The sequence below is a fragment of the Paraburkholderia sp. BL10I2N1 genome (assembly GCF_004361815.1).
Lineage (GTDB): Bacteria > Pseudomonadota > Gammaproteobacteria > Burkholderiales > Burkholderiaceae > Paraburkholderia.
This window is the reverse complement of sequence record NZ_SNWA01000001.1, coordinates 4593518-4607227: the sequence shown is the minus strand read 5'-3', so window position 1 is coordinate 4607227 and position 13710 is coordinate 4593518. Positions and strand designations below refer to the sequence as shown.

15 protein-coding genes are annotated in these 13710 nt (G+C 63.6%); 7 read left to right on the top strand and 8 right to left on the bottom strand.

The features are described from left to right. Window positions 1-22 precede the first annotated feature (22 nt). The 6 genes from B0G77_RS21475 (at window position 23) to B0G77_RS21450 (ending at window position 4625) form a co-directional block, all read left to right on the top strand. A complete protein-coding gene (locus B0G77_RS21475; RefSeq protein ID WP_133663910.1) occupies window positions 23-616 on the top strand; it encodes an NUDIX hydrolase in 594 nt (197 codons plus the stop codon). A 239-nt stretch (window positions 617-855) separates the two neighbouring features. Further along, the gene (locus B0G77_RS21470; protein ID WP_133663909.1) at window positions 856-1281 is read left to right on the top strand and encodes a DUF1178 family protein; all 426 of its coding nucleotides are present in this window, start codon (window positions 856-858) and stop codon (window positions 1279-1281) included. Between the two features lie 56 nt (window positions 1282-1337). Next, entirely contained in the window at window positions 1338-2534 is a 1197-nt protein-coding gene (locus B0G77_RS21465; protein ID WP_133663908.1) for an acyl-CoA dehydrogenase family protein, read from the top strand. Window positions 2535-2544: 10 nt separating this feature from the next. After that, window positions 2545-3672 carry an acyl-CoA dehydrogenase family protein gene (locus tag B0G77_RS21460; RefSeq protein ID WP_133663907.1) on the top strand — a complete coding sequence of 376 codons (1128 nt, stop codon included), beginning with the start codon at window positions 2545-2547 and terminating at the stop codon, window positions 3670-3672. A 33-nt stretch (window positions 3673-3705) separates the two neighbouring features. Beyond that, window positions 3706-4164 carry a MaoC family dehydratase gene (locus B0G77_RS21455; protein WP_133663906.1) on the top strand — a complete coding sequence of 153 codons (459 nt, stop codon included), beginning with the start codon at window positions 3706-3708 and terminating at the stop codon, window positions 4162-4164. Beyond that, window positions 4161-4625: a MaoC family dehydratase gene (locus tag B0G77_RS21450; protein ID WP_133663905.1), complete on the top strand. Its 465-nt coding sequence runs from the start codon at window positions 4161-4163 to the stop codon at window positions 4623-4625. Before B0G77_RS21455 ends, B0G77_RS21450 begins: the two co-directional genes overlap by 4 nt. Before the next feature lie 62 nt (window positions 4626-4687). Here the strand turns inward: B0G77_RS21450 and B0G77_RS21445 are convergent, their stop codons facing one another. From B0G77_RS21445 to B0G77_RS21420, 6 genes are all read right to left on the bottom strand, one after another. Continuing rightward, window positions 4688-5389 (bottom strand): glutathione binding-like protein, encoded by a 702-nt coding sequence (locus tag B0G77_RS21445; RefSeq protein WP_133663904.1) that lies wholly within the window; start codon window positions 5387-5389, stop codon window positions 4688-4690. Between the two features lie 143 nt (window positions 5390-5532). Next, window positions 5533-6774: an acyl-CoA dehydrogenase family protein gene (locus B0G77_RS21440; RefSeq protein ID WP_133663903.1), complete on the bottom strand. Its 1242-nt coding sequence runs from the start codon at window positions 6772-6774 to the stop codon at window positions 5533-5535. 63 nt (window positions 6775-6837) lie between these two features. Beyond that, a complete protein-coding gene (locus B0G77_RS21435) occupies window positions 6838-7944 on the bottom strand; it encodes a phosphotransferase (RefSeq protein ID WP_133663902.1) in 1107 nt (368 codons plus the stop codon). A 19-nt stretch (window positions 7945-7963) separates the two neighbouring features. Beyond that, window positions 7964-8695: a histidine phosphatase family protein gene (locus B0G77_RS21430; RefSeq protein WP_133663901.1), complete on the bottom strand. Its 732-nt coding sequence runs from the start codon at window positions 8693-8695 to the stop codon at window positions 7964-7966. Further along, window positions 8692-9480 carry an enoyl-CoA hydratase gene (locus B0G77_RS21425; protein WP_133663900.1) on the bottom strand — a complete coding sequence of 263 codons (789 nt, stop codon included), beginning with the start codon at window positions 9478-9480 and terminating at the stop codon, window positions 8692-8694. The genes B0G77_RS21430 and B0G77_RS21425 overlap by 4 nt, the downstream gene beginning before the upstream one ends. Continuing rightward, a complete protein-coding gene (locus tag B0G77_RS21420) occupies window positions 9477-11033 on the bottom strand; it encodes a 3-hydroxyacyl-CoA dehydrogenase (RefSeq protein WP_133663899.1) in 1557 nt (518 codons plus the stop codon). The genes B0G77_RS21425 and B0G77_RS21420 overlap by 4 nt, the downstream gene beginning before the upstream one ends. Window positions 11034-11168: 135 nt before the next feature. Between B0G77_RS21420 and B0G77_RS21415 the strand changes: the two genes are divergently transcribed. Next, a complete protein-coding gene (locus tag B0G77_RS21415; protein WP_133663898.1) occupies window positions 11169-11822 on the top strand; it encodes a glutathione S-transferase in 654 nt (217 codons plus the stop codon). A gap of 109 nt (window positions 11823-11931) precedes the next feature. Here B0G77_RS21415 and B0G77_RS21410 read toward each other — a convergent pair whose 3' ends face one another. Both B0G77_RS21410 and B0G77_RS21405 read right to left on the bottom strand, forming a co-directional pair. Then, window positions 11932-13104 (bottom strand): pyridoxal phosphate-dependent aminotransferase, encoded by a 1173-nt coding sequence (locus B0G77_RS21410; RefSeq protein ID WP_133663897.1) that lies wholly within the window; start codon window positions 13102-13104, stop codon window positions 11932-11934. A 102-nt stretch (window positions 13105-13206) separates the two neighbouring features. Then, complete coding sequence (locus B0G77_RS21405) at window positions 13207-13707, bottom strand: putative toxin-antitoxin system toxin component, PIN family (RefSeq protein ID WP_133663896.1); 501 nt, start codon at window positions 13705-13707, stop codon at window positions 13207-13209. Window positions 13708-13710 lie beyond the last annotated feature (3 nt).

The window sequence follows — 13710 nt, the reverse complement described above, 5'->3', positions numbered from 1 at the left end:
CCTGCATTTCTGAGGTCCGCACATGGCTGAACAACTTCCGAACCACGACGCCGCGCTCACCGAGAAGTGCGTTGAAAGCAGGACGCTGCATGAAGGCCCGTTTCTGACGCTCAAGTGCGATACCGTCGAATTGCCCGACGGCAAGCACGCCACGCGCGAATACGTACAGCATCCAGGCGCGGTGATGGTGATCCCGCTCTTCGACGACGGCCGCGTGTTGCTGGAAAGTCAGTTTCGCTATCCGATCGGCAAGGTGATGTACGAGTACCCCGCTGGCAAGCTCGATCCGGACGAAGGTGCGCTCGCCTGCGCGAAACGCGAACTCGCGGAAGAAACGGGCTATACCGCGCGTGAATATGTGTACATCACGCGTATCCACCCGATCATTTCGTATTCGACTGAATTCATCGACATCTATCTTGCCCGCGGCCTGACGGCAGGCGAACGGAAGCTCGATGACGGCGAGTTTCTCGAACTGTTTACTGCCAGCGTGCCGGAGGTGTCCGAATGGGTGCGCACCGGCAAGATCACCGACGTAAAGACGATCATCGGTACCTTCTGGCTCGAGAAGATATTGTCCGGCGCGTGGCCGATGGCCGAGCCGGAACCGCTTTGAATCCCGGGACGTCGAGCGCATTCGTCACGGTTCAGACAGAACGGCGGCCCACGAGGTCGCCGTTCCCGTTTTCAAGGGGCTTTCGCGATGCTTCGGCGAGCTTTGCCGCAAAGCGCTAGAATCGCCCCACGCGTTCAAACGTGACGTCCGTATGTCGCCGACGAAAGTCAGACTTTTTGCGAACGACCGTTCACAAATTTCCATTTTGCGCTAAACTAGTACGCAAGCCCTGATTCCAGATGAAGGTCCTCGATTTACAGTGTCCGCATGGCCATCGGTTCGAAGGCTGGTTCGCTTCCGCTGATGACTTCGAATCGCAGTTGCCCCGCAAACTCGTCGAATGTCCGATGTGCGGTGCGACCGAAGTGAGCCGTTTGCCGTCTGCGCCCCGGCTGAATCTGTCCGGTGCGACGAACGCGCAAGCCCCCGGGGGTGCGGCCGAACTGCAGGCGCACGTCATGCGTGCGTTGCGCGAGGTACTGGAAAAAACCGAGAACGTGGGCGACCGCTTCGCCGAGGAAGCACGGCGCATTCACTATAACGAAGCGCCTGCACGCAGCATTCGCGGTGTTACGACACCCGAAGATGCGAGAGCCTTGGTCGAAGAAGGCATCGACGTGATGCCGCTGCCGGTCCCGGTCGCACTGAAAGAGCCGCTGCAGTAACGGCGCGGTGGCTCCTGGCGTCGGCGGTATCGAGCGCGGCCAGGAGACGAAAGCGCATGAATCTGGATTATTCCCCCGCCGACGACGCGTTTCGCGCCGACATCCGCGCCTGGCTCGAGGCCAATCTGCCTCGTGAGCTGAGCGACAAGGTCCTCAATCACAAACGTTTGAATCGCGACGACTTCGCGCGCTGGCACAAGCTGCTCGGCACGCGCGGCTGGTCGGCGACCGCGTGGCCGACCGAATACGGCGGCCCAGGTTGGGACGCGACACAACGGCACATCTGGGACGAGGAGTGCGCGCGCCTCGGTGCGCCGACCGTGCTGCCGTTCGGCGTGTCGATGGTCGCGCCAGTGCTAATGAAATATGGCAATGAGGCGCAAAAGCGCCACTATCTGCCGCGCATTCTCGACGGCACCGACTGGTGGTGCCAGGGCTATTCGGAGCCCGGCTCGGGGTCGGATCTCGCGTCGCTGCGAACACGTGCAGAGCGCGTCGGCGATCACTACGTCGTGAACGGTCAGAAAACGTGGACCACGCTCGGCCAGCACGCCGACATGATGTTCTGCCTCGTGCGCACCGATAGCGGCGCGAAGAAGCAGGAGGGCATCTCGTTCCTGCTGATCGACATGAAGACGCCGGGCATCACGGTACGTCCCATCATCACGCTGGACGAAGACCACGAAGTCAACGAAGTCTTCTTCGAGGATGTGAAGGTGCCGCTCGACAATCTCGTCGGTGACGAGAATCGCGGCTGGACGTATGCGAAGTATCTGCTTGGCCATGAACGCACGGGCATCGCGCGGGTCGGTCAGTCGAAACGTGAACTCGTGTTCCTGAAGCGCCTTGCGTTGAACCAGCGGAAGAACGGCAAGCCGCTGCTGAAGGATCCAGTTTTCGCGGCGAAGGTTGCGAATCTCGAAATCGAACTGATGGCGCTGGAAGTCACGGTGCAGCGTGTCGTCAGCAGCGAGGCCGGTGGACGGGGCCCCGGACCGGAAGCGTCAATGCTGAAGATCAAGGGCACCGAAGTGCAGCAGGCATTGACCGAACTGATGTTCGAAGCGGCCGGGCCGCTTGCCGCGCCGTTCGACGTGCCGTTCCTCGAAGGTGAGCGCGAGCACAGCATCGCCGGTGACGACGACGCCGCGCCGCTCGCCGCGTACTACTTCAACTTCCGCAAGACGTCGATTTACGGCGGCTCGAACGAGATTCAAAAGAACATCATCGCGCAGATGATTCTGGGCCTTTGAGGAGCGTCGCATGGACTTCACCTTCAACGACGAACAACAGCAATTCGCCGATGCATTGCGCCGCTATCTGGACAGGAACTACGGCTTCGAGGCACGCCAGGCGATCGTGAAATCGGATACCGGCGTGGCAGACGCGCATTGGACGGCCTTCACCGAGCTTGGCCTGACTGCGCTGCCGGTGCCGGAAGCGCAGGGTGGCTTCAACGGCGGCACCGTCGATATGCTCGTGGTCATGCAGGAACTGGGGCGGGCGCTCGTCGTCGAGCCGTACTGGGCGACGGCCGTCGGGATCGAGGCTTTGCGCCTCGCCGGAACCGCCCAGGGCGATGACGCGCAACTGCTCGAACGCGCCGCAGCGGGCGAGATCAAGCTGGCGGTGGCCTTTCATGAGCCGGCCGCGCGCTACGATCTGTTTGCCGTCGAAACGACCGCGACGCGGCAGGGCGACGGCTACGCGCTGACGGGTAAAAAATCGGTTGTCCAGCACGGCGCACAGGCTGATTTCCGGATCGTGCCCGCGCGTCTGGACGGCGAGATCGCCCTGTTCGTCGTCGAGCGGAATGCGCAGAACGCACAGGTCACCGACTACCGTACGATCGACGGCCAGCGTGCCGCGACCCTGTCGTTCGATGCAACGCCAGCACGACGTCTCTCGGGCGCGCCCGCTGGAGCAGCCACGCTCGAGCGGCTCGCCGACTACGGTACGGTACTGCTGTGCGCCGAAGCCGTCGGTGCGCTGGATGCACTGAATCACGCAACCGTCGAATATACGAAGACGCGTCAGCAATTCGGTGTGCCGATCGCGCGTTTCCAGGCCTTGCAGCACAGGATGGTCGAGATGCTGATTCACGCGGAGCAGGCGCGCTCGCTTGCCTACCTCGCCGCCGTCCGCTATTCGAGCGACGATGCCGACGAGCGGCGTCGCGCGGTGTCGGCGGCGAAGGTGCGCGTGGGACAGGCGGCCCGCTTCGTCGGCCAGCAGGCGGTGCAATTGCATGGCGGAATGGGCGTTACCAATGAAGTCGCCGCGGCGCACCTGTTCAAGCGCCTCGCGATCATCGAGACGACGCTCGGCGATGTCGATCACCATCTTGAACGGTTTGCCGCGCTGCCCGCTTTTGCAGCAGCCGAAGTTTGACCAGACGTTGACCAGCATGAGCGAGGTGTCAGTATGGGATTGAGTTTCGAAGACATGGAGGTTGGCAAGACCTTCGAGATTGGCGAGCATACGTTTACGCGTGACGAGATCGTCGCATTTGCCGAGCAGTTCGACCCGCAGCCGTTTCACGTCAACGAAGCGGGTGCGGCCGCTTCGCCCTACGGCACGTTGATCGCGAGCGGCTGGCATACCTGTTCGGTGATGATGGGGCTCCTGGTACGCAACACGTTTGCAGGCTCGACGTCGATGGGATCGCCCGGCATTGACGACATCCGCTGGCTGAAGCCGGTTCGCGTCGGCGACACCATCCGGATGACGAATACGGTCCTCGACAAGCGCGTGTCGTCGAGCAAGCCGGATCGCGGGATTGTCTCGACGCAATGGGAGGGTAAAAACCAACACGGCGAGACGGTGATCACCGTCCGCTCGAAAGGGCTTTTCGGACTGCGCCATCCTGGGAAGGCCGAATGACGCCCGAACTCGAGTCAGTCGATGTGCACGCGCTGCGCTCGCTCGTCGGCGCTGCGCCGCGCGTCAGCGACTGGGTGGAGATCGATCAGACGAGCGTCGACCGCTTCGCTGACGCGACCGGCGATCATCAGTGGATTCATGTCGACCCCGGGCGCGCGGAGCGTGAATCGCCGTTCGGCGGGCCGATCGCACACGGCTTTCTGACTCTGTCGCTGATTCCCGCGTTGCTCGAGAGGACCGTTGCGCTCCGGCAGCGGATGGGCGTCAACTACGGCCTCAATCGGGTGCGTTTTACGTCGCCGGTACGAGTCGGTTCGAAGGTGCGCGCCGGTTTCGCGGTGATGAGTGTCACGGACGTCGACGAAGGTGGGGTGCAGGTCGTGTGGAATGTGACGCTTGAGCAGCAGGGCAGTGAGCGGCCGGCCTGCGTTGCGGAGTTCATCACGCGGCATTACTTCTAGTCGCGACGAAGCACGGCACGAGCCTGGTTGTCAGCAACCCGGCTTGACGCCGTGCCGTGCGCTTAGTGCTTCGCGTACTGCGTCGCGCCGAACAGCACTTCTTTTGCCTTGTCGTCCATCAGCGGCTGACGGGCGTCCGCGAGCACCTCCACGCCGCGCAGGACGGCTGGACGCGTCGCGATCTCTTCATGCCAGCGCTTCACATTCGGAAAATCGTCGAGTTCGATACCCTGGTTTTTCCATGAGCGCGTCCACGGGAACGACGCGATGTCTGCGATCGTGTAATCGTTGCCCGCCAGATAAGCAGTCTTGCCTAGCTGCGTATCCATCACGCCGTACAGACGCCGCGCTTCGTTCGTGTAGCGATTGATCGCGTATTCGATCGGCTCCGGTGCGTAGACGCGGAAATGGTGTGTCTGCCCCAGCATCGGCCCGATGCTACCCATCTGGAACATCAGCCATTGCAGCGTCGCATAACGCGCGGCAGGGTCGGCCGGCAGGAATCTGCCGGTTTTCTCGGCCAGATAGATCAGGATCGCGCCGGACTCGAACAGCGAAAAGGCCTTGCCGTCGACGGTCTTCGGCCCTTCACTGTCGACGATCGCCGGGATCTTGTTATTCGGGCTGATCGCGAGGAACCCGGCGGTGAACTGGTCGCCTGCGCCGATGTCCACGCCATGCACGGTGTAGGGAAGGCCCGTTTCTTCGAGCATGATGTGAACCTTGTGGCCGTTCGGGGTCGCCCAGCTGTAGACGTCGATCATCGTGGCTCCTTCGTTCCTTGAGAGCGGCGCCGCATGATGCGGCGCCGAAGCAGACGAAAATTAGAGCATAGATCGGACGTTAGTGCAGGCAGGGCAGGGCAGGGGACGGGGCCGTGCCGCGGCGTCAGTGCATCAACCGCAAGTTACGAGCGTGCCCCTGCCGCACTGGTATCCGCGTAACGCGTGAGTTCGAGCTTTGCGATGGCATTGCGATGCACTTCATCGGGACCGTCGGCGAAGCGCAGCGAACGCGCCGACGCATACGCGTACGCAAGCGGAAAGTCGTCGCTCACGCCGGCCGCGCCGTGCGCCTGCATCGCCCAGTCGATGACCTGACACGCCATGTTGGGCGCGACGACCTTGATCATCGCGATTTCACCGCGCGCGCCCTTGTTGCCGACGGTGTCCATCATGTACGCCGTCTTCAGCGTGAGCAGCCGCGCCTGTTCGATCATGCAGCGCGCTTCCGCGATGCGCTCCAGCGTCACGCCTTGCGCCGCGACCGGCTTACCGAAGGCGACGCGCTGCAGCGAGCGTCTCGCCATCAATTCGAGTGCGCGTTCGGCAAGGCCGATGAGCCGCATGCAATGGTGAATCCGTCCCGGGCCCAACCGGCCCTGGGCGATCTCGAAGCCCCGGCCTTCGCCCAGCAACATGTTCGTTGCCGGCACGCGCACGTTCTTCAAGGTGATTTCCATGTGGCCGTGCGGGGCATCGTCATAGCCAAAGACGTTGAGTGGCCGCTGCACGGTGATGCCGCTCGCGTCGGCGGGCACGAGAATCATCGATTGCTGTTGATGGCGCGGCGCGTCGGGATCGGTCTTGCCCATCACGATGTACACCTGGCAGCGCGGATCGCCCGCACCCGAGGACCACCACTTGTGACCGTTGATGATGTAATCGTCGCCGTCGCGGACGATGCGGGTCTGGATGTTCGTCGCATCCGACGACGCCACTTCCGGCTCGGTCATCAGGAACGCGGAACGGATCTGCCCCTGCAGCAGCGGTTCGAGCCATTCGCGCTTGTTCTCTTCGCTGCCGTAGCGCTCGATGGTTTCCATGTTGCCGGTATCGGGCGCGTTGCAGTTGAAGACTTCCGGCGCCCAGGGCACGCGTCCCATGATTTCGCACAGCGGCGCGTACTCGAGATTCGTCAGCCCCGCGCCGCGTTCGGAATCAGGCAGAAAGAGATTCCACAGCCCTGCATCGCGCGCCTTGTGCTTCAGGCTTTCGATCAGTTCCGTCGGGACCCACGCATCGCCGTTCTGGCGATTCCGCGCGATCTCGACAGCGAAAGCGCGTTCGTTCGGATAGATGTGTTCGTCGAAAAAGGCGAGCAGTTTTTCACGTAGTGCCTGAACCTTCAGGGTGTAGTCGAAATTCATGTATGGCCTCGCGAATGACGATGAGCAAGCGTATGCGATGGTGACGGACGGCTAACGCACCTTCTAAAGCACCTTCTGCGCGTAGCGCCAGGCGAGCTCCGCCATCGGCTTCGCGCGGCGGCCTGCGTCGATGGCCTGCGCGCTCGCGGCGGTGCCATCGACGACGCGCTTCATGATTCCCTGCAAAATCGCCGCAATGCGGAACATGTTGTACGCCAGATAGAAATTCCAGTCGCCCTGAATCTCGAAGCCGGTGCGCGCGCAATAGCGTTCGACGTAGTGGGCTTCATCCGGAATGCCGAGTGTGGCCCAGTCGAGCCCGGCGATGCCGCGAAACTGCGATGGATCGACGTGCCACGCCATGCAGTGATACGCGAAATCGGCGAGCGGATCGCCCAGCGTCGACAGCTCCCAGTCGAGCACGGCGAGCACACGTGGTTCTTGCGGATGAAAGATCAGGTTGTCGAGCCGGTAGTCGCCATGGACGATCGACGTGCGCTCCGTGGTTTCGGCCGGCATGTGCTGTGGCAGCCATTCGATGAGACGGTTCATCGCATCGATCGATTCGGTCTCGGACGCCTGGTACTGTTTGCTCCAGCGACCGATCTGGCGAGCGAAGTAATTGCCCGGCTTGCCATAGTCGCTGAGGCCCACCGCGACAGGATCGACGCTATGCAACGCAGCGATCACGCGGTTCATCTCGTCGTAGATGGCAGTACGCTCGTCGGGCGATATGCCGGGTAGCGACTGATCCCACAGCACGCGTCCCTCGACGAACTCCATCACGTAGAACGCGCGCCCGACGACGCTTTCGTCCTCGCACAGCGCGAGCATCTTCGCGACCGGCACGTCGGTGTCAGCGAGCGCGTGCATCACGCGATACTCACGCTCGATCGCGTGCGCGGACGGCAGCAGCTTCGCCGCGGGCGCGGGCTTGGAGCGCATCACATACGAATGCGATGGCGTCACCAGTTTGAACGTGGGATTGGACTGGCCGCCAGCAAACTGCTCGACAGCAAGCGGCCCGGCAAAGCCTTCGACACGCCCGGTAAGCCATGCGCCGAGCGCATCCATGTCGAAGCGCAGCCGCCCGGCCACGGGCCGCGTGCCTTCGAATGCCGAATAGTCCGGCTTGTCCTCCGAATCTCCTGTGGGGCTGGCTTGCACCATTGTCTCCTCCAGATCGGGTTCAGCTACGCCTGTATCGAATGAATTGTGCGTAGAGCAGTTCCATCGTCGTGTTTCGCACGTCGCGATGGAGTGGCGACGGCGGGGAATAGTTGATGGCACGCAGCACCCAGTCGCGCGGCGCGGCGCCGACGTCGAGCACGTTGATGCAGCCCGTGGCCTGAGCGAGGTGACCGAAGAAGGTGCGGCCGCCGGCCGTGATCGCGTGCGACAGGAGCGCGCGGTTGACGCCGCCGTGCAGCACGAGTAGCGCGGTATCCCAGGCACTGTCTTCACGCAGCGCGGCGAGCGCCGGCAGCACACGGTCGAACAGTTCGCCGATCGTCTCGCCGCCGAGGAAGCGTGTCTCTTCGGGCACGATGCCGTCGAACGCGCTGAGGAAGGCCGCTTCGAGGTCTTCGGCGGGAATGCTGCCAAGCTTGCCGCCACGAATTTCCTGCCACGCGGGCTCGATCTCCAGTTCGACCTGCTGCCCGGTTTCAGCGAGCACGCGTTGCGCCGTCTCGACGGTGCGTGGCAGGCCGCTCGCGATCACCCGATCGAAGCGGACCTGCTGTCCGGCAAACACACGACCGGCGGCGCTCGCCTGCTCGCGACCGGCGGCGTTCAGCGGCACGGTTTCCGGATCGATTGCGCGGCCCGATGCGTCGAAATAGGTTACGTCGCCGTGGCGCATCAAATAGATGCGTCGGCGTTCCGGCAACTGGAATGTGGCGTTCTGCGGTTCGCTCATCTGTACACCGGGGAACGCTTTTCGAGGAATGCTGTGATGCCCTCCAGCGCGTCGCCGTGATGCAGCGAGGCGACGAAACTGTCGCGCTCGGCCACCAGATGATCCGCGAGCGGTTGCGCACCAGCCGCGTCGACGAGCCCCTTGATCCGCGCCAGCGCATTCGGCGAGATCTTGCCGAGGTCGTCGGCCCAGGCGATTGCTGCATCGCGCGCAGCGCCCGCTTTCGCGAGCCGGTTCACGACGCCAAGTTCATGGAGACGCGTCGCGACGATCGGCTTGCCCTCGAACAGCACTTCGGCCGCCAGCTGGCGCGGCAAGGCGCGCGCGAGGAACCACGAGCCACCGCCATCCGGCGTCAGTCCGATGCGCGCGTATGACATGACGAACTTCGCTTCGTCGGCGGCGACGATCAGGTCGCATGCGAGCGCCAGCGAAAAACCCGCGCCGGCCGCCGCGCCTTCCACTGCTGCGATCACCGGTTTCGTCGACGCCCGCAGCGCGGCGATCCACTCGCCGAGCAGGTCGATGCTTTGCGCCTGCACGGCGGGTTCTTTCGCACGGTTTTCGAGCAGGCGGTTGAGGTTGCCGCCTGCGCAGAAGAACTGGTCGGCGCCGGTGAGCACGATCGCGCGGATCGACGCGTCGCGCTCGGCAGTGTCGAGCGCTTCAATGCCGGCGGCGTACATGTCCGGATGCAGCGCGTTGCGCGCGCCGGGATTCGACAGCGTGAGGACGAGCGTCGATTCGCTTTCAGCGGGTCGGGAGGCGAGGAGTTCTGCGCTCATTGGGAATCCTTTGCGTCGATGTCGGCAACGTCAGGCTGCGTTAGCGAAAGGCCGAGCTGCGCACGCCGCGCGAGCCACGGCGAGGGGCGATAGCGCGGCTCCTGGAGCACGCTCGAGATGTTGCGCAGGATCGCGAGGATCGTCTTCGCGCCGAGCGCATCGCCAAGCGCCAGCGGCCCGCGGGGATAGCCGAGACCGAGCGTCACGGCGAGATCGATATCGCGTGGCGACGCGATTCTCTTCTGCGCGATGTCGCAACCGATGTTGACGATGGTCGCGACTACACGTTGCGCGACGAAGCCAGTCGAGTCGCGGATCACGGTAACGGGTACGCCGTCGGACGCGAACAGTGCGTGACCGGCGTCGCGCGCGGCGCGCGTCGTGGCTGGCGTCGTCATCAGCGTGCGACGTTGCGCGCCCACGAGCGGGAACAGTGCATCGAAGGCGACCACGCGGCTCGCGTCGAGGCCTTCATCGACGGCGGCTGTCGAGGCATCGTGTCCGAACGGCGTGACGACGATCAGCGAATCGGCCGCTGGCGTTGCGTCGTCATCGAGCGCGACGCCGCTTTTCGCGACGATTTCCAGCACCGCTTCGCGCGCTTCCGGATAGCGCCTGCTGACCCAGACGCGCTTTGGCAAGTCCGTCGGGGCGCTCGCTTCGGCCGCAACCTGCTGCTTGCCGTCGACGTACTGATAGAACCCCTCACCGACCTTGCGACCGATCAACCCACCTGCGAGCCTGGTGCCGGTAATCGGCGACGGCGTATAGCGTGGCTCTTCGTAGAACTGGTGGTAGATCGACTCCATCACCGGATGCGAGACGTCGAGGGCAGTGAGGTCGAGCAGCTCGAACGGCCCGAGCCGGAAGCCGGCCTGCTCGCGCAGGATGCGGTCGATGTCGACAAAGCTCGCGACACCTTCACCCGCAACCCGCAGACCTTCGGTATTCATCCCGCGTCCGGCGTGATTGACGATGAAGCCCGGCATGTCCTTCGCGCGCACTGGCGTGTGGCCCATGCGGCGCGTGAGGGCCATCAGCGCATCGCCTGCTGCCGGATCGCTGCGCAGGCCGTCAATCACTTCGACGACTTTCATCAGCGGCACGGGATTGAAGAAGTGGTACCCCACGACCCGCGCGGGGTCCTGGCAGCCCGCCGCAATCGCAGTGATCGACAGCGACGAAGTATTCGACGCCAGCACGCAGTTGCTGCCCACGACCGTTTCGAGTTCGCGCAAGAGCGCGCGTTTGACGTCGAGCTTTTCGACGATCGCTTCGATCACGAGATCGCAGCCGGCAAGCTCGCTGACGGCCGCCGCGCCGGATACGCATGCCAGCGCCGCATGAGCGCGGGCCTGGTCGAGCTTGCCTTTGCCGGTCAGTTTTGCGAACGTGTCGGCGAGATAGTCGCGTGCCGCGCCGACCGCTTCCGGATTGGCGTCGAAAAGACGCACAGTCAGGCCGGAGAGGGCTGCGATCTGTGCGATGCCGCGTCCCATCGCGCCCGTGCCGACGATGCCGATAGTTTCGATGCTGAATTGACGAGAGGTCATGGTAAGACTCGACTCCATGGTTGTTTTTAGAATAGCACGATCGTGCAATTTCTGGGATGATTAGTCAAAGCGGCCGCTGACACTTCAAGTGCGGTTCCCCTCACACGGCGCAAGCAGGCCGAATGGAGACACCTGATGATCAAACTGTGCGGTTTCGCGCTGTCCAACTACTACAACAAGGTGAAATTCGTGCTGCTCGAGCATGACATCCCTTTTGAGGAAGTGCTCGTGATTCCGAGCCAGGACGAAGCGCTGCTCGCGCATTCGCCGCTTGGCAAAGTTCCGTTTCTCCAGACGGAAGAAGGCGATCTGTGCGAGTCGCAGGCGATCGTCGAATATCTGGCGGCGCGCTATCCCGACAGGCAGATCTTTTCCGCCGACCCGTGGGAAGCCGCGAAAGAACGCGAGATGATCTTCTTCGTCGATGTCCATCTCGAACTGACCGTCCGTCATCTCTACAAGCAGGCGTTCTTTGGCGGCACCATCACCGACGCGACCAAAGGGCGCGTCGAAAAACTGCTTGCCCATCATATCAGCGGTTTCAGGCGGCTCGCGAAGTTCGGGCCATATCTGCGCGGGGAGCGTTTCGGCGTGGCGGACGCGGCGGGATTCGTGAGCGTGCCGCTCGTCGGCATGGCGACGCAGATCATCTACGGGCGCGACTTTCTGCTCGATGCCGGCATCGACTGGAAGGCGTATGTGAAGGCGGTGGGCGAGCGCCCGGCCGCGCAGCGCGTGTCGGCTGACCGCAAGGCCTGCGTCGAGGCGCAACGGCGCCAGAAGGGCTGAGCGCGACGGCGACGCTGGCGTGCGGCTGCACGCGCGCGGCCGCGCGCATGCGGTGCTGTGGCGCGATGACGAAGAACGCTGGTTCGTTCGCATCATCGCACGCACCATCTCAGAGACGCGCCAGCCGTTCGAGCGCGGTGGCGAGCGTGCTTTCCTTTTTCGCGAAGCAGAAGCGCACCACGCCCGATTCGTGTGACTCGTGATAGAACGCCGAGACAGGGATCGCCGCGACGCCGACTTCACCGGTCAGCCATTGTGCGAAGTCGGCCTCGGGCAGATCGCTGATCGCCGAATAGTCGACGCACTGAAAATAGGTGCCTTCGCAGGGCAGCAGCTTGAAGCGCGAACCGGCGAGGCCGGCGCGGAAGAAGTCACGTTTCTTCTGATAGAACGTGGGCAGTTCGAGATACGGTGCCGGGTCGTGCATGTACTGGGCGAGGCCGAGCTGCATCGGGGTGTTCACGGTGAACACGTTGAACTGATGGACCTTGCGGAATTCTTCGGTGAGCGCTGCGGGCGCGGCGACGTAGCCGACTTTCCAGCCCGTGACGTGATACGTCTTGCCGAAGCTCGACACGACGAAGCTGCGCCGGGCCAGTTCCGGATAGCGCGCGACGCTTTCGTGCGGCGCGCCGTCGTACACCATGTGTTCGTAGACTTCGTCGGAGAGGATCAGCACGTTGGTGCCGCGCACGATCTCTTCGAGCTTGCGCATGTCGTCTTCGCGCCAGACCGTGCCGGTCGGGTTGTGCGGCGTGTTGATCAGCAACAGACGTGTTTTCGGCGTGATCGCGGCTGCGAGCCTGTCGAACGGAATGGCGTAGTCGGGCGCCTCGAGCGTGACGAACACCGGCTTGCCGCCAGCGAGTTCGATCGACGGCAGATAGCTGTCGTAGGTCGGCTCGACCACGATCACCTCGTCCCCGGGATGGACCGTGCAGAGGATCGCGGTCAGCAGCGCCTGTGTTGCGCCAGCCGTGACCGTGATCTCGCTGTTGGCGTCATAGCGGCGGCCGTAGAGGCTCGCGATCTTGTCCGAGATCGCCTCGCGCAGCGGCGGGAGGCCGGCCATCGGCGGATACTGGTTGTGCCCGTCGCGCATCGCGTCAGTCACGGCGTCGACAATGCGCGGATCGCAATCGAAGTCCGGAAAACCCTGGCCGAGGTTTACGGCGTTTTTCTGCGCGGCAAGCGCGCTCATCACGGTGAAGATCGTCGTGCCGACGTTCGGGAGGCGGGACGGAAAGGTCGGAGTCCTCGGCGTGTCGTGCGGTGCATTCATGGCGCTGTCCGGAGCGTTAAGCGAAGGTCTGGGTTGAGGGCGAAAGTTTGATTGTAGAGAATCGGGCGGCGGAGCGGGTTTCAGTCGGGCATCACGCTGGCATCAGGCGTGCGCGGCGGCTTCGGCAGGCGTCTCGATGGGCAGGGCGCACGCAGCCACGAACGGAGCCGGTTGCGCGATCTGAAAACCGAAGTCGCGCGCGACGCGTCGAGCCAGTTTCAGCACGGCCCGATCCTTCGAGACGAGCCAGTCGGCGCCGGCCGCGTGAGCGAGTTCGAGAAACTTCTGATCGTCGCGGTCCTTGCACTTCGGCAGGGGGCGCGCGTCTTCGGCGGGTGCGGGTGGCGCGACCGTCTGCGACAGGCGCGCCACCGTAGCGAGTGCCGCGGCCTTGTCGAGCGCGCGCTGCGCAAACTGCGGATAGTCGAGCACGAACGTCAGTTCGGCGAGACAGCGAGCGTCAATCAGCGCGGTCAGCGCGCCGCGTTCGAGGGCCGCGCGGATCGGACGTGTGTGAGGGTCGTCGAACACGAGGATATCGATCCATACGTTCGAATCGAGGACAACGCGGAGCGCTCCGCGTGAGGCATTGGAACCGTGCATTCG